Origin of the sequence: Paenibacillus sp. FSL P4-0176 (assembly GCF_037975265.1) — a bacterium.
Taxonomy (GTDB): domain Bacteria; phylum Bacillota; class Bacilli; order Paenibacillales; family Paenibacillaceae; genus Paenibacillus; species Paenibacillus amylolyticus.
Genome location: NZ_CP150242.1, coordinates 1,644,454 through 1,664,576 on the forward strand (window position 1 = coordinate 1,644,454; position 20,123 = coordinate 1,664,576).

The following is a 20,123-nucleotide window of genomic DNA, read 5'->3' on the forward strand; positions in this document are numbered from 1 at the left end:
GACAGATACGAGCGTGGGCACAATGCCTGCGCTCTTTTTCTTTATATTTCCCATTTATGCGTGTTCAAAAAGAGCGGTGTTCAGTCTTTTTGAACTACCTCTAGAAATAAATTTAGAATTAGTGAACAAGAAGGCCCAGATTGGGTAAGTTACTCTAACCGCAACAATAGGAGGCAGCCAATATGACAGCAAATCAAACAGATGTGCATCAGGGACATCCCATCGTACTGGTGGATGGCGTCTGTCACTTCTGCCAGGGCTTAACCAAATGGATTATCAAGCGTGATCCGGAAGGGAAATATCATTTTGCATCGCTTCAATCGGATGTAGCCAAGGAACTGCTGGCGAAGGGCAATTTGTCGACAGACAGTATGGACACCTTTGTGCTGATTGAAAATGGAAAATACTATACACGTTCAACCGCCGCACTGAGATTGGCCAAAGGTCTAAAATTTCCTTATCCGTTGTTATATGTGTTCATCATCATACCGAAATTCATTCGTAATGCGGTCTATAACTGGGTTGCTCGCAACCGTTATCGCTGGTTTGGCAAGGATGAAGCGTGTATGTTGCCTACACCGGAGATCAAAGATCGATTTCTGTGAAAAAGTCTCGTGCGACACATTGTATCCAAATTTGATGATTAATAGCGGAAATAATTGGGTAATGACTACAGATCATATCTATTTTGGGAGGAAAACAACTTGAAGAAGTGGACTACATTAATTATCGGGGCATTATTAGCAGTAAGCTTGGCAGCATGCGGAAACGACACAGACAACACGGCAACGCCGCCAGCGACCAACAATGAAACATCTAACGAGGGTAATACACCTGCGGAGCAGGAAACAAAGATCCCTACCCTGGATGAGTTGATTACCAAAACGAATGCAGCAACCAAAGAAATGAAAAGCTTCACAACTGAAGCAAACATTGATCAGAATTTGAAACTGGATGCTGGTGAACAGTCACAGGATCAACAGGTTAAAACATCGCTCAAAATGGATATCATCAAAGATCCAATGATGATCTACCAAGAGATGAAAATGGAAATGTCTGGGCAGGAAGCGCAGAATGTAAAGCAATACATCACTTCAGATACGATCTATTCACAAGTGGGAGAACAATGGGTTAAAATTCCTGAAGCTCAAACCAAAGAATTGGTGGAGCAGATGAAAGCAAGCATGAATCCAGAAGGTGAATTGGATCAGTTCAAAAAGATTGAGGAAGACACCGAAGTTACAGAAGATGGCGACAATTATGTCATTAACGCTAATGTATCCGGTGATAACGTAAAGGAACTGGCCAAAGCCGTGATGGAGCAAAACGGATCGAATGCCCAGACCCAAGCGATGCTTGAACAAATGAATATTACAAGCATGAAGATGAAATATATGATTAACAAGGAAACCTATCTGCCTGCAGGTACGGATGTAAACATGGTCATGGAGATGGAACAGAATGGACAGAAAATGACGATGGACATGAAGATGAACAGTACATTTTCTAACCACGATCAAGTGGAAGAGATCAAGATTCCACAAGAAGCATTGGATAGCGCAAAATAATTTGGTTATGCCAAATGTGCTGAAGATGATTTAAAGCGGTAAGCGAGCATCCTTGTATGCCCGTTTGCAGGGCACCTCTGAACTAGATCTGTGTGAGCCGAGAGGTTTACCGGATTAGAATCAGGGGTGTTTTTCTGTTTAGCGGAGATTATGGTCAGGGTTCAAGGTGTTATAGTATAGTCATATTGAAGTAGAGAGGGGGATATAAAAGATGATTGAATATGCACACATCCACCATGTTAGTCTGGCTGTACGTGATCTGGAAATCGCGAAGAAGTTCTACTCGGGGTTACTGGGCATGCAGGAGATTGAACGTCCAGCCTTCCGCTCCACGGGTACATGGTACGCTATCGGCAGCCAGCAGCTTCATCTGCTTCAGCACCCAGAGGGTCACACGTTACGTGAGGCTGGGATTGATACTACAGACGGTCACTTTGCGATCTGGGTCACCAGTTATTCAGAGACTATAGCCTGGCTGGAGCAGCAGGGAATTGAGTATGAAGCGAGACCTGACAGTGTAGCTGGATTCGCGCAGATTTTTGTACTTGATCCGGACCGTAACATTATTGAGTTCGATTCACCGTACAACTCTTAAGGAAAAAGGGTTAGAATAAATCCCTTGCTCCCCCAGAAATTGTATGCTATATTATCCATACATTCATAGCACGTGACGGAAGCACCGTCCATATACTGCATATTCATGCGGTTATTGGACGGTGCTTTTTTGTGCTTTTTGACAAGGAGGGAAGGAAAAATTGATTGTACTGAAGGTTGCTCTGGTTTCAAAGGATAGAGATTACATTAGCGCTTGGCTTGATTATGTACAGGGAAATTCATCTGGTCTTCATGTGCGTTTCACGGCATTCTCCCAAGAGGATTCGTTCAGGGATCACATGAAAGAGCAAGAAGGTCGAGAATTACCGGATCTGGTTATTGCGGAACCGGAGTTTCTGAATGACTGGCTGAATAACGGGGGAGAAGTATCAGGTGTACCTTGGCTAATGCTTAGTGAAGGGATGGAGGAGGTGGATGAGGCCAAGCGGCTGATGAAATATCAACCCTTGCCTGCTTTGCTGGATGCTGTGATGCATGCTTGCCGGCAGCCGCGCCGTAAGAAGGTTCACCATCCAGGGCAAGAGACTCTCTCCATCGGTGTAGTATCCGCTTCGGGTGGAAGTGGCAAAACGGCAGTGGCCCTGCATATGGCGAAGCAATTGGGACTTGCAGGATATGCTGTTCTCTATCTTAATCTGGAGACGCTGGACAGTACGCTCCCGTTTCTGGAAAAGGGACTTACTAGAAGTGGGCAGCGTCACCCGGATACGGAGACGGGATTGTCACGCCTGTTATACGATCTGAAGGTGGGCAGAAAAGAATCCGGCAAGCAGTTACAGGTACAATCGAAGGGCGTAGACGGATATGTGGTCCGGCATGAAGCGCTGAAATCCGATGTGTTCTGGCCATTATCGAATCGGAAAGAACTGTTGCAAATGACTCGTGAGGATACGTCGAATCTGCTTCGTTATTTAACAGATTGTGGACAGTATGACGTGTTGATTCTGGATGGGGATTCCGGTTGGGATGGGCGCAGTGAAGGGGTGCTGGATGCAGCAGATGCATTTGTCTGGTTGGTTGAGGATGATATATCTGCCATGCATCGATGGGGACAATGGTTACAGCATGCTGAGCGTACGAAGCCAGATCTATACGAAAGTATGTTGGATCGTTCACGCTTTGTGGTTAACAAATATCGGGACAATGTCGTCAATGCACTTCCACGCCCTGATCTGCATCTGGATGCAGTGTTACCCTATATCCCTTCTTGGAAGCAACTCAGTCAGGAGGAAGTCATGCTTAGTTCTCCGATCTTCCAACGTGAAGTGAAGAGATTATGTGCCATGCTGGTACAAGATGGCGAAGAAGAATTGAAGCAGACGGGACGAATTCAGAAGCAGGATCGGTGGGTGTTATGACGGATTCATCCAATAGAATACTGGATCGTGAAGAACAGTTTCAGATGATGCGAAGGGAAGTCAGGGCTGGCCTCGATCTAACCTCTTCCGCAGGAGATGATGAACTGTGGCAGGGGATAGAACGCAAAGTTCTTACTGACCCGAAGCTGGATGATCTGACCTCAGGAGAGCGTCATACGCTGGTACAGCGATTATTTGACTCCTTTCGTGGATTGGATATTTTGCAGCCACTTGTGGATCATCCCGATATTACGGAGATTATGATCAATAGTCACAAGGAGATTTTTGTGGAGCAGGAAGGTGAAGTCAGCCAGATCACCCTTGAATTTGAGTCAAGGGAACGGCTCGAGGATATTATCCAGATGATTGTGTCCGGGGTAAACCGGATTGTAAATGAGTCTTCTCCAATCGTAGATGCCCGTTTAAAGGATGGTTCCCGGGTCAATATCGTGTTGCCGCCTATTGCCTTGAAAGGCCCCACGATGACGATTCGTAAATTCCCCAGTGAACCGATGAAGATGTCCGATCTGATTGAAAAGGGTGCCCTGCATGAAGAAGCGGCAGAATTATTGCAGCAGTTGGTACGGAGCAAATATAACATCTTCATTGGAGGAGGGACCGGATCGGGAAAAACGACCTTTCTGAACGCATTATCACAGTTCATCCCTGCCGATGAGCGGATTATTACCATTGAGGATTCGGCTGAGTTACAGATTGTTACGGTACCAAATCTGGTATCACTGGAAACGCGGAATGCCAATACCGAAGGCAAGGGGCAGATATCTATTCGGGATCTGATCAAGTCTTCCTTACGGATGCGTCCAAACCGGATTGTGATTGGGGAAGTCAGGGGCGCAGAAGCGCTGGATATGTTACAGGCCATGAACACAGGACATGATGGAAGTCCATATAGTACATAATGGTGGTCAATTAAACTTAATCTCCTCAATGTTGGCATTGAAAAATTTGTTCTTAACACCCTTAACATTTGTTTCTGGCGTATTCAAAACAATCTTCTCGAACACCTCATAGACCATCGTCTTCTTCTCTTCATCATCCATGTGCTTCCACAGCGTTTGCAGGTCTTCCAGGACAGCCGTATCCGGCATAACCGAAAGTGAATTCTTCACGCTTGCCAGCTTCTTACGAGCCGCTTCCTCAGCTGCATCTTCCTCGGCAATCTTTTTACGGATCGCATCTTTCCCAATTAACCCTTCAACGAACATGTACTGCCATTTCTCCCGGCGTTCAGTAATACGATTAATCTCTCTGCGCGCTTCTGCCGCTTCATCCTGCTTATCCGCAACCGCTTGTTCCATGCCTGCCGCGATCTCCCCAGCCGTTTTCATGTCCCATTTAATCTTGCTGATGTACTCCATAACCAAATGCTCTACGTGTACCTGGCGGAACATAGGCATGTCACAAGATTTATTCGAGTGCTTGTTGGAACAAATATAGTAAGGGGTGCGAACTTTACCATTAGTCGTTGAACGCGCTGTCGTCATACGCCCAAACATAGCAGCTCCACAGCGTCCGCATCGAAGTACACCGCTGAACCAATATGTTTGTACACGACTGAAACCGCCATGGGACTTGCGTTCCATGAATTCTTTAAGCTGCTCATACTCCACTCTAGTAAATATAGGCTCATGTGATCCATCACCATACAGACACTTCACCCGTCTGTCCCGATTGCCATTAACATAGTTGCCGTCTGATGTTTTTGAACCTAACCGCAGTATCCCTGCATAGTAAGGGTTCTCCAATGTATAGGCTGCTGTAGCTGATGTCCATTCTTGTCCACGGCGTAGCTTACCTTCACGGTTTAACTTCATAGCAATGCCTTTGTATCCCAAGCCACCCATGTAGAGGTCTCTCGCATACCGAATGAGCGCAGCTTCCTCCGGGATTAGTTCCTCGCTCTGGGTGTAACCGTATGGAATAACACCGCCTGGACGGCGACCTTCGATAATCATTTGCTCCACACCAAACCGGACACGCTCTGAGATCGTCTCACGTTCCCACTCAGCCATTGCACCAACAAGCGTGATAAAGAATCGACCCATCGCCGTTGTTGTCTCAAACACCTCTGTAGAGCTTTTAAACTTGACACCGAATTGATCAAAGCGTTTCAGTAGTCCGTGAAGATCCGCAACGGAGCGAGTGAGACGGTCGAGTTTGTACACTACGATGACTTCAAACTGCTTGGCCTCCATATCCTGAAGCATACGCTGCATCTCAGGACGATTGAGGTCTTTGGCGGATTTACCTTCATCTATATAGTAATCATGCACAGACCAGTCCTGAGACTGTATGAAGCTTTCCAAACGCGTACGTTGTCCTTCTATAGAGAATCCGTCCTCAGCCTGCATGTCAGTAGATACCCGGATGTATATAGCTGCTTTCATGTAAAGTCCTCCTGCGAACATTGATAGTAAAAGTGTAATCGAAGTGATAGAAAAAAGCACCCAGAAGGGTGCAGGTTACTGAGTCCAACTTTGGGCTGAGTGACGTGTGTAGTTAAAATCCACTCGTGCATAATTACAAAACTCAGATCTGAGCCCTGATCAAAACCCAAATTTGGGTTTTGACTATGACTGGAGAAACATCGAGTCATCTTTTTAAAGATTCTATTGCCTCGCTTGCTGTTCGTTTAATCTTAACTTTTTTCTTTCGTCTTCTCATAATCACACAAACGTAAATTATGGATATTGGTGTGCTTATTAAAAAGAGATGATCGTCTACATTGTTCTGATAAAACTGTTGTTGGTAAAATATTATGACTATCCCAAAAGCTATAATGGATATGACTATCCGTGTGGCTATATGATGGAAGAAAGAGACCACTTTACTATGAAGCTTAGCTTTTTGCAAATCCACCATTAAGTACATTAAAAACACTGGAATAACAGCTAAAGATCCTCTGATGACAGCATCCCATTCTCCTGAATATTGCGTAATAAAAATAAGATAAGCTATCGAGAGTCCAATAAAAGTAATCCATGATCTTAATGTGTTTCTATACTCAAAAAAACCAAGCAACCACCTTAGTAAGACTTTCGCTGGGTACAGGATAATACTCAACACAGCGATACCAACAATCGTCATCATTTTACAAATTTCCTCCTATAATATGTATTAAACTCATTGTAAATTATTTCCTTGGATTTCCCTAGTATATTTTATCGCCAAAATTCAACAATTCGTGCTATATTTAACTTGAGTTGATGGAGGTGCATACTAAAAGTTACGTTAATTCGGAACTTTTTCCCGAGAGCAGCGGAAATGCCACTCTGCTACCGTACTTCCCATTTCCACAGATCATCAACTTTGCATTCAAGATAATAGGCAATGAGTACAGCTCGTTTTATCGAGATATTGGTGCTTCGAAGGTTCACAATTTCTGACAAACGTGATTTACTCATTCCTACCTTGTCTGCAAGCCATTGCTGTTTCTTTCCAATCCTCTCAAGATGTTCGGGAATACGACAGCGGACGGGGATAGGTTCCATCGCACTGCCACCTTAATATATTTTTTTATCTTGTAACAGAACATACGTTCCCTTAGAATAGGTATTACCAAAAGGCAACTACGAGAACGGGAGATGGTAAACATGGATAAAAGGATCGTTTTTGATGTGACAAGAGAGACGCTGTTAGAAGTCGGCGTAAGCCCGGATCTCATAGTTGAAAAGATATCTGAGATGGACGCCAATGAAGTAAAACCTGTTTACATCAGAGCGTATTTTACTCTGATTGTTTCTTCCTCATAGATCTTTCAAGTCTTACAAGTCCAATGAATCGCTTGACATCATCTTCTTCAAGCTCGATGCCATCCACTTCAAATCGGATGTTCTTCATAATTTCCTCATCAGTCAGGTTCAGCGAGTCGATCAATGCTCTTGACGGCTCCGATAGAACCTGTTTTCTCTGTTCTGTTCTTCCTAATAAATAATCCACTGAAACTTCTAGAAAATCTGCGATCTTATTTAATGTTTCGTTATCTGGTTCCCGTGATCCATTTTCATAACCAGAGTAAGTTGTTCTTGCCATTTTCAATGATTTAGAGATTTCTTGTTGCGTTAATCTTCTTTCTTTTCTTAACTCCAACAGTCGTTCACTAAGCAAATACTCCACCTCACTTCTATCAGTATTATAACGACGCGAAATGAATCACAATACATCCTGACTCAAAACTCGTCAGTAATTTTAAAAAGATTGTTGACATGACGCAAAGTGCGTCATATAATCAAAACATAGCAACGACGCAAAGCGCGTCAAGGAGGTGAAACACATGCGCCACTGGTTAGTACAAATGCGTAAGGCTAAAGGATTAACGCAAAATGACGCAGCCAAGCAGTCTGGTATCTCCCGTAGTTATTACGCCGAGATTGAGCAAGGACGCAAAGATGCGAGTGGACGGGCAGCAAAGTTAATTTCAGCGACATTAGGATTTGATATGAACCTTTTTTTTGCAGATGTTGGACGCGAAACGAGTCAAAAACCCAAAAAAACAGCTTAAAAGGAGCGAATAAACATGAACCAATTAAAAGCAATTGAAAAAAATGATCAGAGAGTACTAACAAGCAGCCAATTAGCAGAGGCATATGGCACAGATGCCAAATCCGTAAGTAAGAACTTCACAAGAAACAAAAAGAGATATGTTGAAGGAAAGCATTTCTTTGTTCTTAGCGGAACTGAATTGAGAGAATTTAAGACTAGTCACCAAATTGACGATCAGTTAAAACATTCTCCGGTTCTCTACCTCTGGACTGCTAAAGGAGCATTGTTCCACGCTAAATCACTTGGTACAGATGAAGCTTGGGAAGCATACGAAACTTTAGTAGATGATTACTTCAATAAAGTAGAACGGCTTCAAAACATGAACGTCCCGACTACAGTGCCTACCACGATTGAAGGTATCTTGGAACTGGCTGTGCTGAACATGAAAGATCTTCGACAAGAACTCAACCAAGTACAAAAAGATAATCGCCGCCTACAACTGGTAGTAGACAACGAAATCTGGCTGACTGAGAACCAGAAGGCTGACATTCAGGAGTCCGTAAATGCACGAGTGGGATTCTTGATGAAAAAAGGATATGAAGCGCACTTCCAATCCATATACCGTGCCTTGAAATCACATTTCTCAGTACCGAAATACGACAAGATTAAGCGTTCAGACTTTGAATTAGCTATCGACTTCATCCATGGCTGGTACCCAAAAAAGAAAGAAGAGGCGAACTAATATGATCTACATCAAAAAGGAAATAGACGGCCAGCAACAAGAAATTGAAATCTTCGGTGACGAAATTTACACCCGCTGCTTCAAATGCGGGAATGAATTCCAACTGGATGAAGAATTACTCTTAGATATTTTGGCGGAATCAGGTTCATTCAGTGGTACAAGGATCAGCTGTGGATGTAAGTCTAAGTAAACACAACATGCAGATATGTATGTAAAGACAAGCCCTATATATTGTACACAAAATATCGGAAGGTGGCGACAGTATGGACGGATACAATCCTGGCATGTCAGACAAAGCGTGGCGGAAGGTGCATGAGATGGCCATCCTGCTGAACCGGAAGTACTGGAAAGAGATCCAAGCAGAACGCGAAAAGGAGCTGAAAAAGAATGCGTAACTTAAAACTGGTTGGTACGAAGAAAGACAACATGATCCCGTTCATCAGCCCAGCAGCTAACTGCGGATGCGGAAGTCCCGCTGAGTACGAAGTGTACGAGGGAAAGGATCGGCAACCGCACTGCAAAGGATGCATGCTTGAAGCGGTAGATAACAGCGTGTTTATCACAGTACGGAAGATTGGAGGATACGACGATGCCAGCTGAGGGACTTCGAAGTAACGTAGATCCAATGACAACCTATATCGTGTCTACGCAAGGCGGCAGAGTGTTGGAACGTCAGGCCTTCGACTACAATGACCTGATCCGTGACCTGTACAACAACCAGCATGTACCTGTGAAGATCTGGACGCAATCCGAATACGATGCCGAGGTTATGGCACGAGAGGAACAAGAGCGTCTGCACTATGAGCTTGATCGAGCAATTGAGGAGGAACTGAAGACAGCGTGAGTGATGAAGAAACTTTTAAAAGCGTGGATGACATCTTAGAACACTACAAGAAACGGAAAGAGATGGTGTTCAAACGAACGGAGGACATCATTGAATACTTCGGGTGGGGAAGACCAATCAACTTAGTGGAGGTGAGAAAGGATGAAAGTTCCGCCAACAGACCGAAAACACTTCGAACAGCTGGAGCAGATCGCAAGCCAGAGAGGGACGCTGACTGAGACGTTGAAACGGGTGTACCAGATGAACAGTGCCATTGCCCTTAGACGAGAAAAGGCCGCCGTAGCATCGGCAGCCTTAGAAAGACGATTTGCAAATTGAATTACATCCAATATACCACAACGAAAGGAAGAATGGAATGCCCACACAATACAGATACATCCCACAGCATAAGAAAGGTCACTTCTTGGACAGAGTAGCGCAACCGACAGACGACTTTATGAAAGCTTTGAGATTGCCCCGTAAAGATGATATGGAGCATTGGTTAACAACACGGCACTGCCCGGACGTACCACAGAACTTCGTTATACGCACATTGCGTGGAGAATGGGAACTATTGGAGCTGGAGGAGGTAGAGGACGATGGAAGCACAGGAGATCATGAAGCGACTTCAGGACCCATTCCCGCCGGAGGAAATTGAGTGGCGTGTAGGTTCAACGAATGGCGACAAGACAAAAGGGATTGCACTTGCCTACGTTACCAACCGTGCCATACAGAACAGGCTTGATGAAGTGTTCGGTGTATTCGGATGGCGCAATGAATACCGTGAGTGGAAAGAGAAAAGCCAGTTGTGCGGTATCAGCGTGAAGGTTGAAGGTGAGTGGATTACCAAGTGGGACGGCGCGGACGACAGCAACATGGAAGCTGTTAAAGGTGGACTGTCGGATGCTATGAAGCGTGCGGCATATCAATGGGGAATCGGCAGGTACTTGTACAAGCTGGAAAACATGTGGGTTCCAATTAAGGCAGCGGGTCGATCCCACGTACTTGTATCCGAACCTCAATTGCCTTCATGGGCATTGCCAGAGGGATTCCAATACAACGGTAAGCGACAAACAGTTGATACTCCACCGACACAAGAAGAACGGAAAACAGAAGCGCCGAAAACAAACACTACAAATAACAACGAAGATAACACAACTGCAAGCATGCTTATAAGTGCTGCACAGGTCAAATACAGCCACCGTTTGAAGAATGACAAACGCATATCAGACGCTGACTTCAAACTGCTGGTCAGTCAGGTCGGCAACGGAAAAGACAGCATCAAGGATCTGACCAAGAAGGAAGCCAGCGTACTGATCAATCAACTGAACGAATATCCAGCAGGAGCGTGACCTGATGAGATACCAAGACACCCTATTCTACGACGACGGCAGCCCAATCATCCCAGTAACAGACGGACCATTCGGAGAGGAGATACACACTCATGAATCAACTTGCTTTTGGAATAGTGATGCTGATGTTAGGAACTTCAATGGGGATAGCAATCGGATGTCTGATCCACACATTACCACGGAGGAGGTAGACCATGTCACTGGCACGCAAGAAGGAAAAGAACATCATGCCCTGGCGGATGAACCTGTTCAACCACCACAACCGGAAAGAGCAGCCTAAGGCGAAGAGAGAGCGCAACACGGACCCGGAATACATGACGAAGGAAAAGGTGCGGCAGGCGGTAATCGAGCGTGAGGGAGGTAACTGGTGCGTCCTGAGTGGCGTGCCGGGACCCGGCCTGGAGTTACACCGCATCGTGTACGGATCACAAGGCGGAAAGTATGAGACGGACAACTGCATCCTGCTCAGCACGGAAATGCATCAGCTGGTACACAGCAGCAAGAAAACGTGGATGCCCATCCTACAGGATCACGTAATTGCTATGAAGCTGGGCTCACCGGAGTTATCACCAATACAACGCATAACCCACCAAAACTAAGGGAGAGATAGAACATGAAATTATACGAGACTTTTATATTCGATGACGCAACACCATTGATCTGTATCGGAATTGACGAGCAGGAAGGCATGGCAGTGTTAGCGCCGTTCTACGCAGATGATGAGGACTGCTTACCAGAGTTGCATGTTGAAGACGGAGTGATGGTTTTCAATTTGTTGGCAACATACAAAACTTTAAAGCCGCTGAACATGAAATCAAACGTCACCAGAATTGTAGTGGAGTAAATTTTAAACCATCTAAGGGAGGATACACTCACATGAAAATTCAGATAGAAGAAAACTTGTACATCGAATCGGACAGCATGCAATTCATCATCAAAGAGTACTCAGGCAAACAAACGGTAGGCGAAGGCGGCAAGGTAACTGAGAACTACAAAACACACGGATACTATCCGGACGTACAAAGCTGCTTGAATAAGATCGTGAAGATGAAGGTTATGGAAAGTACTGCTACGACTCTCTCAGAGCTTCTGGAAGAGGTTAAGGGAATCAAGCAGTACATTGAGTCCAAGGTAACGATATAACGCCAGCAAAGGCACCCCACCGGGGATAACAGAGGAAGGGAGACAAGACACACAGTGGATGATTACAAAATGAAATCAACAGCAGCTATAGCGGCGATCCTGTCGGCATACACGGATGAGAGCGAACCGGGCGCATGGGTTGCAGCATACAGCGGCGGCAAGGATAGCACCGTGGCGTTTGATTTACTAGTCAAAGCTATGTTGATGCTCAAGCGCAACAACCCGGCATTGCTGACGCGGACGGTGTACCTGACTACAGCAAATACTGGACTGGACTTCGTGACGGATCCTCTCAAGCAATCGGAGCTGGCGAAGATAAAAACATTGGTAGAGCGCGAAGGGTTACCAATTGAGATTGTGGAGGTACAGTCCACTAACGAAAACAGTTTCATGTTCTTAACCATTGGGAAGGGGTATCCGTTACCAAAAAGTCGCATGAGCAGATGGTGTACTGGAAGACTTAAAATCGAGCCAAGCCAGAAGGCGCATAAGGATATTGCTCCAGTGCTTACATTGACCGGAGTGCGGTTGTCGGAGTCAGCAGAACGGCGGCGCAATATTGAGGCACGCCAGGAATCGGAGTACCGAAGTAATACAGAACTGATGCCGATTGTTAACTTCACTTTGGACGATGTTTGGTCATATCTGGTTCGCGAAGGAATGGCATGGGGTGACGCTGAGGAACTGGGACAGCTCTACAAGGATGCAACAGGCGAATGTGGCTTGCGGCAGCGGAAGGCCGGAGCTGACGAGAAGACAGACGATCCATGCGGCGCACGTACAGGCTGCATTATCTGCCCGGTGGTCAAGATTGACAAGAGTTCGCAAGAGTTCGCAAAGTCTCATCCATGGCTACAACCGTACGTTGATCTGCGTAACCTAATGATCGAGATGTACAAAGATCCGCGCAACAAGGCGGGGCGGATGCGCTCAGGAAAGGTTCTTGAGTACGGACAAGGCACATTTACCATCAAGGCTCGAATGGCGCTGTATGAGGCCGTCAGACAGGCTGAATTCGATAACGAAGAGTTAGCCATAAGATACGGAGCAAAGCCACAGAAACTCATATACAGCAACGAGTTGGACGAATTGATTCAGCAGCAATGGCAGACAGACTTGGACGAATACCCTTGGTTAGAGGATGCGGACGAAATCGGACTGTTCTATGAAACAAAAATCAAGGGATTGGCAAATGGATATCAGCTCGTCTGGAACATTTACCACGACATGACGACATGACAATGACTCGTAGAGAGATTAGGCAGCAGTATGTCATTGCTGATGTGAATAATCGGCTGAAACAGATCGTCAAGGAATACGAGGAAACAGGCGATGCCGAAGCGATGCACCAAGGTATCAAGGGCATCTTGTATGGACCGAAAAAAGGTTAACAGAGGAAGGGAATACCCTCCCTTCCCACCACACATAAAGGAGCGGAGACACAAATGGAATTGGAAGAGATTGTTTTGCGCAGAAGAACGGAAAAATCCATGTCACAACGACAGTTGGCTAAGTTAGTATCTGTAGATTTTACCATGATCAGCAAGATCGAAAACGGAGAATATGTGCCGTCTGAGAATGTGATTGTTAAATTGGCACTAGCATTAGACGTTAATAGACATGATCTGATCCTATCTGCAAACAGGATACCTAGTGATTTTGCGATAGAAATAAAATCAAATCCAGACCTGCAAGACACACTGAAAAAATTAGTTGCGAGTTACCCAATTCCAAATATTTGAGAACATATCTGGGCTAGGCCCACCAAAGGAGAGATAACACACATGAGCAAGACTAATGAATTCGATGATCGGAAATTGTTGCGTGAGATTGGATACGAGGAAAGCCTGCTTGAAACGATGTCCGACGAAGATTGTGCTGCAGAAGTGAACGAGCTGAAAAACACTGCTGAGTAACGATGGAGGCTCCGGCCTCTAACCAAGGAGGGATATACCAATGAAAGTTGCTGACGGTCAGCAAAGGGCAAGGAGACGTTAACACAAAGGCTGTGACGGTGTTTGTAGCAGAGATGGAACGAAGAGGTTATCAAGTGCTCGCGTATCGCCAAATGGATTAGGGGAGGAAGAACAGTCATGAGTATCAGACTGGTGTTTAAGATGCTAGATCAAAACGTTCAACTGCTCAGTGTTCTTAAAATCAAGGACAGCACCATTGAGACGTTAACCAAACAGATAACGGATGAGGTCGCTATATCAGCAGCGGCAATTGTTGAACGGGATCGGCTCAAAAAAGAACTAGAAGAGTTCAAGCGAGTCATGGACGAACCTCGACGCAATCTTCTCTTTAAATATCACAACGAACGGAATCGGTTTGAGGAAGCCCATCGAGAGTCCCGACAACTCCACAAGAAGCTTGAAGAGATACGGAAATCCATATCAGGCTTACACCATCACGCTGAACAACTTTATCAATTAATTCTTCTAGGAGACCTGAGTTCGAGCGATCTAGATCTTGCTGATCAAGAGTTTGATGCATTCCGCAAGATCATAGGTTTGGTGGGTCAGGAAGGAGAGGGGAACCAATGAAGGCAATAACAATCATTCAGCCGTGGGCTACATTGATCGCTGTGGGAGAAAAGAAATTCGAAACACGTTCTTGGGCTACCAAACACCGGGGCGATATCGCGATTCATGCGGGGAAGAAAATTGATAAGAAAGCGTGTGCTGAACCTGAAATCAAAGCCGCTTTGGAGCGTCACGGCTATACAGCAGACAATCTCCCGACAGGAGCGGTTGTTGCTACAGCGAATCTCTCAGACTGCCACGAAGTATACATTGAACATTTGGGTGATGCGGTATTACTTAAATCCGGAGCGCCGCATACATGGATCGGACAAGGGAACAAGGAATTTGCTTTTGGTTGGTACGAAACTGGTCGCTACGCTTGGCGCATGGATGAGGTCGAAAAGCTTTCTGAACCTCTTCCAGCTAAAGGGCAGCAAGGATTATGGAATTTAGCAAACCAATTTTAGGGTCGGGGCCTTTGGGCCTCTCCCTACTAAGGAGGATATAACACATGGATGAACTGACAATAGATTTTCTTGAAGGCAAAGTATTACGCGGTGAACAGGAACTTATGACGCTGGAAGAACTGTTGTTTCTCCTGCATTCAGCAAAGAAGTACAACGATATGTTTCCAATCGAGGAAAGCGAAAGCTTCATAGGCGAGTTGAGAGAGCGGATTGAACTCGGATTCACTCGGGAGCAAATGGAAGAGCACAAGGCAGAAATTCGAAAATTCATGCAGGGGGAGGACATATAGATGACACAAACAGCGTTGACCCGGGAGCAAGTGGAGAATGCTGAACCTGGAATCGATCTGAACGTGATGGTGGCTGAACACATATTCGGATGGCGGCGCATAACAGGCCCTACGCATGACTATGACGGACCTGTAGAGCATGGGGAGGTGTTGGTGCCGCCAGACATGAGTGAAGCCCACGCTTACGCTATGATGCCGCCGAGAGGCAGTGTGGAATTATCCTATTTTATTAATCGGAACTGGTCTACGGACATATACAGAGCCTGGATGGTCATTAAACAGGTTGAAAAGGAATGGGCATGGGAAATGAAGATGCACAACACAGCCTGTGAAGTAGATGTGCGGATCGGACGTAAAGATTATTCCAGTGAGAACGTATCAGAAGCAATATGCAAGGCAGCTCTATTGGCTGTACTGGACTTATAACATTCATAGGAGGGATAGACGGAATGGAGCGTACAACCAAGAAACATGAGTTGAAAGTATTGCCTGAGTATTTCAAGGCTCTGTGGGATGGCATTAAGACGTTTGAGGTTCGCTTGAATGACCGTGATTACCAGGTGGGCGATATGTTGTTTCTACTTGAAATTGACCCTGAAACAAAGATCAGAACCGGAAGTGGATTATGTAAACGTGTGACTTACATTCTGGACGCGCCGGAGTATGTGAAAGAAGGATACGTAATTATGGGTTTGAGTAACTGGTCTCGAAAGGCAGACAGTGAATAATAGTCCGAAGGGCTCCGAGGCGACCAAAATACTAAGCGAAGCGAGGCCGGATCAGGTCTGGTCTCCCCAAATAGGAGGATATACAAGATGAATAACAAATATCGCGGCAAACATATTGAAACAGGCGAGTGGGTATACGGTTACTTGATCGGTGATGATGCAATCGTCGGAGAGATAGTTGAGTGGGATGATCAATATTTCGCCACTGAGACATGGCAGCTAGTAGATCCGGGAACTGTAGGTCAAATAACTGGCGTTAAGGACGGAGAAAACAGGGACATTTATGACGGAGATATCATCCGAGTAAACAAGTTAACTTTTGACAGCAGTGGCTCATTGCCTGAAAACCTCAATGTTAAATTTCACTACGGCATGTTCCAACTATTCAGAGGCAACGTTCCTTTGATGGGACTGCATCTAGCATATATAGCTGATGGAGAAGTTATTGGGAACATTCATGACAACAGTGAGTTGTTGGCTCCCAAGGAAGGAGCGGATACAGAATGATAGAGTGGCGCAAATACCAAAAGAATGATCGGAGCATCCAAAGTCATGTTCCGCACCTTATCACAAATGGAATCGGTGTAGTGATGGCGTTCCATGCAAGCAACCCGAAACACGGATACACATGGTACAAGTGTACGAGTGATACAGGGTATGACCAATTGGTTGACATGCCAGTTGTCACCCACTATGCGGTTATCAACCTACCTGGGGAGGAAGAAGCATGAGAGAGATACAATTTCGCGGCATGAGTATAAATGGTGAGTGGCATTTCGGACTTCTGGCGGTACTTAAGCACAATTACATGAAGATTGAAAAGGGTCATTACATTTCAAACAGTATGGGCTTACCATTCGCCTATCAAGTGCGACCGGAAACGGTTTGCCTTTACTCGGGACTAGAGGACAAAAACGGAAAACGCATATTCGCGGGTGATATCTTGAGGCACTACTCTGATGCAAGAATGTACCTTCCGGACGGTTCCGGTGGATGGTCGCTCCAGGGAGACCCCAGAGTAGAAGAACGGGCAGCGGTTGAGTGGAGTGAAGAATATGGCAGACTCGAAGTATGGGGTCAAGAACTTTGGATTTATGCAGAGCGATCAGAGATTATCGGCAACATTTGGGACAACCAAAACCTGTTAGAGGGTAGGGAGTCTATACCCAAGGAGGATACAAAGGATGACATCTAACAACGATCTGAAGATACTTGAATTAGCGTTGTGGGAAGCGACGATGGAACAGGCGGCAATAAATTTTGAGCACGCAAAGAAGTTTGATGACTATGGCGCGATGGAGTTTAACGAAGAACTGATCAGGTGGGCACGGATCAAGATAGCGGAGATCGAGGATTACTTGGATATACAAAAAGGAGCGTGAGCACATGGCAGTTTACAGACAGATACAAGTCTCCTTCTGGCAGGACCCGTTTGTTATCAGCCTGACACCAGAGGAAAAATACTTCTACCTGTACCTCATGACCAACTCAAAAACGACCCAATGCGGCATATATGAGCTACCGAAAAGGATCGTTGAGTTTGAGACAGGTTACCACCGCGAGACAGTGGACAAGCTTCTGGAACGTTTCGTGCAGTACGGCAAGGTACTCTATAACGATCATACACAAGAAATCATGTTGGTCAACTGGTTGAAGTACAACTCTATCAAAAGTCCGAAGGTTCGGATGTGTGTCGAGAAAGAGTTGCAATCCATTAAAAATACCGAATATTTATACCGTTTCGGAAGACTATGCAAGGACTATGGATACCCTATCCCTACCCTATCCATAGACTTGGGGGAAGAAGAAGAAAAAGAAGAAGAAAAAGAAGAAGAAAAAGAAGAAGAAAAAGAAGAAGAAGAAACAGGGCGATTTTCGGCCACCACGACTGACGAATCTATCATGGGAACTTATACAAAAGTATTCGGTGGATTGAACATGAACGGACTCATATCTGAATTTGTCATAAACCTGAAAAAGAAGGACTACGACGAGTCCTTTATAACGGAATTGATGTTGGAAACAGGCGAAAGCAGTTCGCAACCCAACTTGAAACTTATGCAAGCTATCGCTGAGCGTTGGATCAAAGAAGGTATATACAGTCGCCGGCAGTCGAAAGAACAAAAAGAACGGAGGGTAAGCCATGCAGAGTCTCAAAGACGCTTTGAAAAAGGAATTCAACCTGGAGGAAATTCGGCAGAGAGCGAGTTCGCTTTCCTCGATCGCTAAAACGGAGCAGGAACCTGAGAAATACCGTTGTGACAAATGCAAAGATATGGGCGGCCGCATCCAGCGCGTTGCCCTGAGCGACAAACCATTTGATTACATGGACAAATGGGAAGATTGCACCTGCGTCAGAGAGCGGATGATTGAACGGCTGATGGGATCAAGCAAAATCACTGAAGAATTCCAGCAGAAGACATTCCATAACTTCGAAGAAGAAGGGCGGCCGGAGCTCATTAAGCTTGCGTATCAGAAAGCCGGAGCATACGCCAAGAATTTCTTCGACATTCGCAGCACGCGGAAGAACAGCCTAGCTCTATTGGGGCGGCCGGGCAGTGGGAAGACACATTTGGCCATGGCCGTGTGCAATTACCTGTTAAAAAAGGGAGTTGGCGTCCACTACTTTCCTTGGGTCGAAGGTTTCAACGAGATCAAGGACAATCTCGACACGCTGGACACACGCATCCGGCAACTACAGCAGGCCGAGGTGTTATTCATCGACGACATGTACAAGGGACGCCAGAAACCGACTGACTTCCAAGCAGAGCAGAGTTTCGCAATCGTAAATTATCGCTATCTGAACAATCTGCCCATGCTGATCAGCTCGGAACGGACTATATCAGGCATATGTGAGATCGACGAGGCGCTAGGTAGTCGGATTAACGAGATGTGCCGGGACTACAAAGTGGTGATAAAGGGTGGAATCGAGCTGAATTATAGATTGCGATCGGAGGATTAACACCGTGAAACAACCAATCGACGACTACGACCTGATGGACCAAGACTGGGAAGAATTTATGCGCAGGGGCCGAGAGGCCTTTGCAGACGATACTGAGGAGGAAGCAGCATGAGAAAGAAATGGTATAAAGCAGGCGGACAGATCAAGGAGCAGAAACAGACAAAGAAACCGATGGGTCGACAGATTGGTGAGGAATACAAGATGTACGTGCAAACGAGAAAAGAGCCGGAGGCAGACCGGTTGATGGAAAGCTTGGACGTACCACTTACACCAGAGCAGAGTAACCGGATCATCGAACTGGCAGACTACGGCTGGTTGCGGTCGGACATTGCCAAAGAGGTAGGCGTACCCAAGACACGGGTTAACCATGAGCTGATTGTAAAACGGAGAGGAGGTGGTGCAGCTTGATTGAGTTTACCGTGGACATCGCTCCAATGGGTGCGGTCCGCATGACACAGAACGGGAAATGGACAAGTGCCACGGCTCAACGTTATCTCAGCTACAAGAAGTTCATCGGCACACACGCAAGGAAGTATTGTTCTGAGCCCCTCAGACGGGCCGTACAGGCAGAGATACACTTTTACCACCCAATTCCTGCGAGTTGGAGCAAAAAGCGCCAGGAGGCTGCTAGAGTCGGCGAGACGATGCCTGTAGTAAAGCCCGACCTTGATAATTGCGTAAAAGGTGTTTTCGATGCTCTAAACAAGATTGCCTGGAACGATGACAACCAAGTCGTTTCGCTGGTCACACACAAACATTATTCGGACAAGCCAAGGATCGTCATCAAACTGAGAGAGGTAGTGGCAGCATGATCGGACGGTACGTGCACGTGGGAGACGGATGGGTACTACTCGACGAATCTGGGGCGTGTAGAGGGCGTTTAATAGAGTTGGACAGACAAATACTAGGATCAACACAAAAACGTCTCTATGAGCCAACAGGGTGGTTTAGATTGGATGGCTGGAAAGTGAGTAAACCAGAAGTGAGATCCGAAATTGCATAATCGAAAAAGTCAAATGTGACATGTTGCAGATAAACCACAAAATA

Annotated in this window: 38 protein-coding genes and 1 pseudogene; 35 read left to right on the top strand and 4 right to left on the bottom strand. The window is 45.8% G+C overall.

What is annotated here, in order from left to right; genetic code table 11:
• Positions 1-182: 182 nt before the first annotated feature.
• The 5 genes and pseudogenes from MKY95_RS07350 to MKY95_RS07370 form a co-directional block, all read left to right on the top strand.
• A complete protein-coding gene (locus MKY95_RS07350) occupies positions 183-605 on the top strand; it encodes a thiol-disulfide oxidoreductase DCC family protein (RefSeq protein ID WP_036610812.1) in 423 nt (140 codons plus the stop codon).
• A gap of 99 nt (positions 606-704) precedes the next feature.
• Complete coding sequence (locus tag MKY95_RS07355; protein WP_036669080.1) at positions 705-1,568, top strand: DUF6612 family protein; 864 nt, start codon at positions 705-707, stop codon at positions 1,566-1,568.
• Between the two features lie 211 nt (positions 1,569-1,779).
• Positions 1,780-2,163 carry a VOC family protein gene (locus MKY95_RS07360; RefSeq protein ID WP_036610809.1) on the top strand — a complete coding sequence of 128 codons (384 nt, stop codon included), beginning with the start codon at positions 1,780-1,782 and terminating at the stop codon, positions 2,161-2,163.
• 160 nt (positions 2,164-2,323) lie between these two features.
• Complete coding sequence (locus MKY95_RS07365; protein ID WP_339197753.1) at positions 2,324-3,541, top strand: ParA family protein; 1,218 nt, start codon at positions 2,324-2,326, stop codon at positions 3,539-3,541.
• Positions 3,538-4,446 (top strand): annotated as a pseudogene (locus MKY95_RS07370) (ATPase, T2SS/T4P/T4SS family); the annotation flags it as partial. The gene MKY95_RS07365 and the pseudogene MKY95_RS07370, both read left to right, overlap by 4 nt.
• A 21-nt stretch (positions 4,447-4,467) precedes the next feature.
• Here MKY95_RS07370 and MKY95_RS07375 read toward each other — a convergent pair.
• From MKY95_RS07375 to MKY95_RS07390, 4 genes are all read right to left on the bottom strand, one after another.
• The gene (locus MKY95_RS07375) at positions 4,468-5,949 is read right to left on the bottom strand and encodes a recombinase family protein (protein ID WP_339197756.1); all 1,482 of its coding nucleotides are present in this window, start codon (positions 5,947-5,949) and stop codon (positions 4,468-4,470) included.
• A 205-nt stretch (positions 5,950-6,154) separates the two neighbouring features.
• A complete protein-coding gene (locus MKY95_RS07380; RefSeq protein ID WP_339197759.1) occupies positions 6,155-6,652 on the bottom strand; it encodes a hypothetical protein in 498 nt (165 codons plus the stop codon).
• A gap of 185 nt (positions 6,653-6,837) precedes the next feature.
• On the bottom strand, positions 6,838-7,053 hold the full coding sequence (locus MKY95_RS07385) for a helix-turn-helix transcriptional regulator (protein ID WP_211081013.1): 216 nt from the start codon (positions 7,051-7,053) through the stop codon (positions 6,838-6,840).
• Positions 7,054-7,288: 235 nt separating this feature from the next.
• On the bottom strand, positions 7,289-7,669 hold the full coding sequence (locus MKY95_RS07390; protein WP_211081012.1) for a helix-turn-helix transcriptional regulator: 381 nt from the start codon (positions 7,667-7,669) through the stop codon (positions 7,289-7,291).
• Positions 7,670-7,835: 166 nt separating this feature from the next.
• On the opposite strand from MKY95_RS07390, the gene MKY95_RS07395 reads away from it, so the two are divergent.
• From MKY95_RS07395 to MKY95_RS07540, 30 genes are all read left to right on the top strand, one after another.
• Complete coding sequence (locus MKY95_RS07395) at positions 7,836-8,063, top strand: helix-turn-helix transcriptional regulator (protein WP_211081011.1); 228 nt, start codon at positions 7,836-7,838, stop codon at positions 8,061-8,063.
• A 15-nt stretch (positions 8,064-8,078) separates the two neighbouring features.
• Positions 8,079-8,786, top strand: coding sequence for an ORF6N domain-containing protein (locus MKY95_RS07400; RefSeq protein WP_339197763.1), 708 nt, complete (start codon positions 8,079-8,081; stop codon positions 8,784-8,786).
• A gap of 1 nt (position 8,787) precedes the next feature.
• Positions 8,788-8,976 (top strand): hypothetical protein, encoded by a 189-nt coding sequence (locus MKY95_RS07405; protein WP_339197766.1) that lies wholly within the window; start codon positions 8,788-8,790, stop codon positions 8,974-8,976.
• A gap of 73 nt (positions 8,977-9,049) precedes the next feature.
• On the top strand, positions 9,050-9,181 hold the full coding sequence (locus MKY95_RS07410) for a hypothetical protein (protein WP_339197769.1): 132 nt from the start codon (positions 9,050-9,052) through the stop codon (positions 9,179-9,181).
• On the top strand, positions 9,174-9,386 hold the full coding sequence (locus tag MKY95_RS07415; protein WP_339197772.1) for a hypothetical protein: 213 nt from the start codon (positions 9,174-9,176) through the stop codon (positions 9,384-9,386). Before MKY95_RS07410 ends, MKY95_RS07415 begins: the two co-directional genes overlap by 8 nt.
• Complete coding sequence (locus tag MKY95_RS07420; protein ID WP_339197775.1) at positions 9,376-9,630, top strand: hypothetical protein; 255 nt, start codon at positions 9,376-9,378, stop codon at positions 9,628-9,630. The genes MKY95_RS07415 and MKY95_RS07420 overlap by 11 nt, the downstream gene beginning before the upstream one ends.
• A 141-nt stretch (positions 9,631-9,771) precedes the next feature.
• Positions 9,772-9,948, top strand: coding sequence for a hypothetical protein (locus MKY95_RS07425; RefSeq protein ID WP_339197778.1), 177 nt, complete (start codon positions 9,772-9,774; stop codon positions 9,946-9,948).
• A gap of 37 nt (positions 9,949-9,985) precedes the next feature.
• Positions 9,986-10,267, top strand: a complete 282-nt coding sequence (locus MKY95_RS07430; protein ID WP_339197780.1) for a hypothetical protein — start codon at positions 9,986-9,988, stop codon at positions 10,265-10,267.
• Entirely contained in the window at positions 10,209-10,961 is a 753-nt protein-coding gene (locus MKY95_RS07435) for a Rad52/Rad22 family DNA repair protein (protein WP_339197783.1), read from the top strand. Before MKY95_RS07430 ends, MKY95_RS07435 begins: the two co-directional genes overlap by 59 nt.
• A gap of 4 nt (positions 10,962-10,965) precedes the next feature.
• Positions 10,966-11,241 (top strand): hypothetical protein, encoded by a 276-nt coding sequence (locus MKY95_RS07440; RefSeq protein ID WP_339197785.1) that lies wholly within the window; start codon positions 10,966-10,968, stop codon positions 11,239-11,241.
• The gene (locus MKY95_RS07445) at positions 11,189-11,560 is read left to right on the top strand and encodes a hypothetical protein (RefSeq protein ID WP_339197788.1); all 372 of its coding nucleotides are present in this window, start codon (positions 11,189-11,191) and stop codon (positions 11,558-11,560) included. The genes MKY95_RS07440 and MKY95_RS07445 overlap by 53 nt, the downstream gene beginning before the upstream one ends.
• Before the next feature lie 14 nt (positions 11,561-11,574).
• The gene (locus tag MKY95_RS07450) at positions 11,575-11,805 is read left to right on the top strand and encodes a hypothetical protein (RefSeq protein ID WP_211081000.1); all 231 of its coding nucleotides are present in this window, start codon (positions 11,575-11,577) and stop codon (positions 11,803-11,805) included.
• Between the two features lie 32 nt (positions 11,806-11,837).
• A complete protein-coding gene (locus MKY95_RS07455; protein WP_339197792.1) occupies positions 11,838-12,104 on the top strand; it encodes a hypothetical protein in 267 nt (88 codons plus the stop codon).
• A 54-nt stretch (positions 12,105-12,158) separates the two neighbouring features.
• Positions 12,159-13,343 carry a phosphoadenosine phosphosulfate reductase family protein gene (locus MKY95_RS07460; protein WP_339197795.1) on the top strand — a complete coding sequence of 395 codons (1,185 nt, stop codon included), beginning with the start codon at positions 12,159-12,161 and terminating at the stop codon, positions 13,341-13,343.
• Positions 13,340-13,495 carry a hypothetical protein gene (locus MKY95_RS07465; protein WP_339197798.1) on the top strand — a complete coding sequence of 52 codons (156 nt, stop codon included), beginning with the start codon at positions 13,340-13,342 and terminating at the stop codon, positions 13,493-13,495. Before MKY95_RS07460 ends, MKY95_RS07465 begins: the two co-directional genes overlap by 4 nt.
• Before the next feature lie 54 nt (positions 13,496-13,549).
• Positions 13,550-13,846 carry a helix-turn-helix transcriptional regulator gene (locus tag MKY95_RS07470; RefSeq protein ID WP_339197800.1) on the top strand — a complete coding sequence of 99 codons (297 nt, stop codon included), beginning with the start codon at positions 13,550-13,552 and terminating at the stop codon, positions 13,844-13,846.
• A gap of 42 nt (positions 13,847-13,888) precedes the next feature.
• Positions 13,889-14,020, top strand: coding sequence for a hypothetical protein (locus tag MKY95_RS07475; protein WP_339197803.1), 132 nt, complete (start codon positions 13,889-13,891; stop codon positions 14,018-14,020).
• 177 nt (positions 14,021-14,197) lie between these two features.
• The gene (locus MKY95_RS07480) at positions 14,198-14,650 is read left to right on the top strand and encodes a hypothetical protein (protein ID WP_339197806.1); all 453 of its coding nucleotides are present in this window, start codon (positions 14,198-14,200) and stop codon (positions 14,648-14,650) included.
• Complete coding sequence (locus MKY95_RS07485; RefSeq protein ID WP_339197809.1) at positions 14,647-15,096, top strand: ASCH domain-containing protein; 450 nt, start codon at positions 14,647-14,649, stop codon at positions 15,094-15,096. Before MKY95_RS07480 ends, MKY95_RS07485 begins: the two co-directional genes overlap by 4 nt.
• Before the next feature lie 44 nt (positions 15,097-15,140).
• Positions 15,141-15,386, top strand: a complete 246-nt coding sequence (locus MKY95_RS07490) for a hypothetical protein (RefSeq protein ID WP_339197812.1) — start codon at positions 15,141-15,143, stop codon at positions 15,384-15,386.
• Complete coding sequence (locus tag MKY95_RS07495) at positions 15,387-15,812, top strand: hypothetical protein (protein WP_339197816.1); 426 nt, start codon at positions 15,387-15,389, stop codon at positions 15,810-15,812.
• A 23-nt stretch (positions 15,813-15,835) separates the two neighbouring features.
• Positions 15,836-16,114: a DUF3850 domain-containing protein gene (locus MKY95_RS07500; RefSeq protein WP_339197818.1), complete on the top strand. Its 279-nt coding sequence runs from the start codon at positions 15,836-15,838 to the stop codon at positions 16,112-16,114.
• Between the two features lie 87 nt (positions 16,115-16,201).
• Entirely contained in the window at positions 16,202-16,621 is a 420-nt protein-coding gene (locus MKY95_RS07505; protein ID WP_339197821.1) for a YopX family protein, read from the top strand.
• Positions 16,618-16,845 (top strand): hypothetical protein, encoded by a 228-nt coding sequence (locus MKY95_RS07510; protein WP_339197824.1) that lies wholly within the window; start codon positions 16,618-16,620, stop codon positions 16,843-16,845. The genes MKY95_RS07505 and MKY95_RS07510 overlap by 4 nt, the downstream gene beginning before the upstream one ends.
• Entirely contained in the window at positions 16,842-17,309 is a 468-nt protein-coding gene (locus MKY95_RS07515) for a YopX family protein (RefSeq protein WP_339197826.1), read from the top strand. Before MKY95_RS07510 ends, MKY95_RS07515 begins: the two co-directional genes overlap by 4 nt.
• The gene (locus MKY95_RS07520; RefSeq protein WP_339197828.1) at positions 17,299-17,496 is read left to right on the top strand and encodes a hypothetical protein; all 198 of its coding nucleotides are present in this window, start codon (positions 17,299-17,301) and stop codon (positions 17,494-17,496) included. Before MKY95_RS07515 ends, MKY95_RS07520 begins: the two co-directional genes overlap by 11 nt.
• Positions 17,497-17,500: 4 nt before the next feature.
• The gene (locus tag MKY95_RS07525; protein WP_339197831.1) at positions 17,501-18,343 is read left to right on the top strand and encodes a replication protein; all 843 of its coding nucleotides are present in this window, start codon (positions 17,501-17,503) and stop codon (positions 18,341-18,343) included.
• Entirely contained in the window at positions 18,258-19,076 is an 819-nt protein-coding gene (locus MKY95_RS07530; protein WP_339197834.1) for an ATP-binding protein, read from the top strand. The genes MKY95_RS07525 and MKY95_RS07530 overlap by 86 nt, the downstream gene beginning before the upstream one ends.
• 108 nt (positions 19,077-19,184) lie before the next feature.
• Positions 19,185-19,484: a hypothetical protein gene (locus MKY95_RS07535; protein WP_076318630.1), complete on the top strand. Its 300-nt coding sequence runs from the start codon at positions 19,185-19,187 to the stop codon at positions 19,482-19,484.
• The gene (locus MKY95_RS07540) at positions 19,481-19,888 is read left to right on the top strand and encodes a RusA family crossover junction endodeoxyribonuclease (RefSeq protein ID WP_339197836.1); all 408 of its coding nucleotides are present in this window, start codon (positions 19,481-19,483) and stop codon (positions 19,886-19,888) included. Before MKY95_RS07535 ends, MKY95_RS07540 begins: the two co-directional genes overlap by 4 nt.
• Positions 19,889-20,123: the final 235 nt, after the last annotated feature.

Excerpts from the sequence above, each read along its gene's own strand:
- MKY95_RS07490 (WP_339197812.1), top strand. The coding sequence starts at position 15,141 with ATGGATGAACTGACAATAGATTTTCTTGAAGGCAAAGTATTACGCGGT.
- MKY95_RS07465 (WP_339197798.1), top strand. The coding sequence starts at position 13,340 with ATGACAATGACTCGTAGAGAGATTAGGCAGCAGTATGTCATTGCTGAT.
- MKY95_RS07450 (WP_211081000.1), top strand. The coding sequence starts at position 11,575 with ATGAAATTATACGAGACTTTTATATTCGATGACGCAACACCATTGATC.
- MKY95_RS07505 (WP_339197821.1), top strand. The coding sequence starts at position 16,202 with ATGAATAACAAATATCGCGGCAAACATATTGAAACAGGCGAGTGGGTA.
- MKY95_RS07455 (WP_339197792.1), top strand. The coding sequence starts at position 11,838 with ATGAAAATTCAGATAGAAGAAAACTTGTACATCGAATCGGACAGCATG.
- MKY95_RS07525 (WP_339197831.1), top strand. The coding sequence starts at position 17,501 with ATGGCAGTTTACAGACAGATACAAGTCTCCTTCTGGCAGGACCCGTTT.
- MKY95_RS07430 (WP_339197780.1), top strand. The coding sequence starts at position 9,986 with ATGCCCACACAATACAGATACATCCCACAGCATAAGAAAGGTCACTTC.
- MKY95_RS07495 (WP_339197816.1), top strand. The coding sequence starts at position 15,387 with ATGACACAAACAGCGTTGACCCGGGAGCAAGTGGAGAATGCTGAACCT.
- MKY95_RS07405 (WP_339197766.1), top strand. The coding sequence starts at position 8,788 with ATGATCTACATCAAAAAGGAAATAGACGGCCAGCAACAAGAAATTGAA.
- MKY95_RS07435 (WP_339197783.1), top strand. The coding sequence starts at position 10,209 with ATGGAAGCACAGGAGATCATGAAGCGACTTCAGGACCCATTCCCGCCG.
- MKY95_RS07500 (WP_339197818.1), top strand. The coding sequence starts at position 15,836 with ATGGAGCGTACAACCAAGAAACATGAGTTGAAAGTATTGCCTGAGTAT.
- MKY95_RS07470 (WP_339197800.1), top strand. The coding sequence starts at position 13,550 with ATGGAATTGGAAGAGATTGTTTTGCGCAGAAGAACGGAAAAATCCATG.
- MKY95_RS07350 (WP_036610812.1), top strand. The coding sequence starts at position 183 with ATGACAGCAAATCAAACAGATGTGCATCAGGGACATCCCATCGTACTG.
- MKY95_RS07440 (WP_339197785.1), top strand. The coding sequence starts at position 10,966 with ATGAGATACCAAGACACCCTATTCTACGACGACGGCAGCCCAATCATC.
- MKY95_RS07480 (WP_339197806.1), top strand. The coding sequence starts at position 14,198 with ATGAGTATCAGACTGGTGTTTAAGATGCTAGATCAAAACGTTCAACTG.
- MKY95_RS07395 (WP_211081011.1), top strand. The coding sequence starts at position 7,836 with ATGCGCCACTGGTTAGTACAAATGCGTAAGGCTAAAGGATTAACGCAA.
- MKY95_RS07445 (WP_339197788.1), top strand. The coding sequence starts at position 11,189 with ATGCCCTGGCGGATGAACCTGTTCAACCACCACAACCGGAAAGAGCAG.
- MKY95_RS07485 (WP_339197809.1), top strand. The coding sequence starts at position 14,647 with ATGAAGGCAATAACAATCATTCAGCCGTGGGCTACATTGATCGCTGTG.
- MKY95_RS07515 (WP_339197826.1), top strand. The coding sequence starts at position 16,842 with ATGAGAGAGATACAATTTCGCGGCATGAGTATAAATGGTGAGTGGCAT.
- MKY95_RS07425 (WP_339197778.1), top strand. The coding sequence starts at position 9,772 with ATGAAAGTTCCGCCAACAGACCGAAAACACTTCGAACAGCTGGAGCAG.
- MKY95_RS07400 (WP_339197763.1), top strand. The coding sequence starts at position 8,079 with ATGAACCAATTAAAAGCAATTGAAAAAAATGATCAGAGAGTACTAACA.
- MKY95_RS07410 (WP_339197769.1), top strand. The coding sequence starts at position 9,050 with ATGGACGGATACAATCCTGGCATGTCAGACAAAGCGTGGCGGAAGGTG.
- MKY95_RS07420 (WP_339197775.1), top strand. The coding sequence starts at position 9,376 with ATGCCAGCTGAGGGACTTCGAAGTAACGTAGATCCAATGACAACCTAT.
- MKY95_RS07415 (WP_339197772.1), top strand. The coding sequence starts at position 9,174 with ATGCGTAACTTAAAACTGGTTGGTACGAAGAAAGACAACATGATCCCG.
- MKY95_RS07380 (WP_339197759.1), bottom strand. The coding sequence starts at position 6,652 with ATGATGACGATTGTTGGTATCGCTGTGTTGAGTATTATCCTGTACCCA.
- MKY95_RS07535 (WP_076318630.1), top strand. The coding sequence starts at position 19,185 with ATGAGAAAGAAATGGTATAAAGCAGGCGGACAGATCAAGGAGCAGAAA.
- MKY95_RS07510 (WP_339197824.1), top strand. The coding sequence starts at position 16,618 with ATGATAGAGTGGCGCAAATACCAAAAGAATGATCGGAGCATCCAAAGT.
- MKY95_RS07530 (WP_339197834.1), top strand. The coding sequence starts at position 18,258 with ATGCAGAGTCTCAAAGACGCTTTGAAAAAGGAATTCAACCTGGAGGAA.
- MKY95_RS07375 (WP_339197756.1), bottom strand. The coding sequence starts at position 5,949 with ATGAAAGCAGCTATATACATCCGGGTATCTACTGACATGCAGGCTGAG.
- MKY95_RS07475 (WP_339197803.1), top strand. The coding sequence starts at position 13,889 with ATGAGCAAGACTAATGAATTCGATGATCGGAAATTGTTGCGTGAGATT.
- MKY95_RS07520 (WP_339197828.1), top strand. The coding sequence starts at position 17,299 with ATGACATCTAACAACGATCTGAAGATACTTGAATTAGCGTTGTGGGAA.
- MKY95_RS07385 (WP_211081013.1), bottom strand. The coding sequence starts at position 7,053 with ATGGAACCTATCCCCGTCCGCTGTCGTATTCCCGAACATCTTGAGAGG.
- MKY95_RS07360 (WP_036610809.1), top strand. The coding sequence starts at position 1,780 with ATGATTGAATATGCACACATCCACCATGTTAGTCTGGCTGTACGTGAT.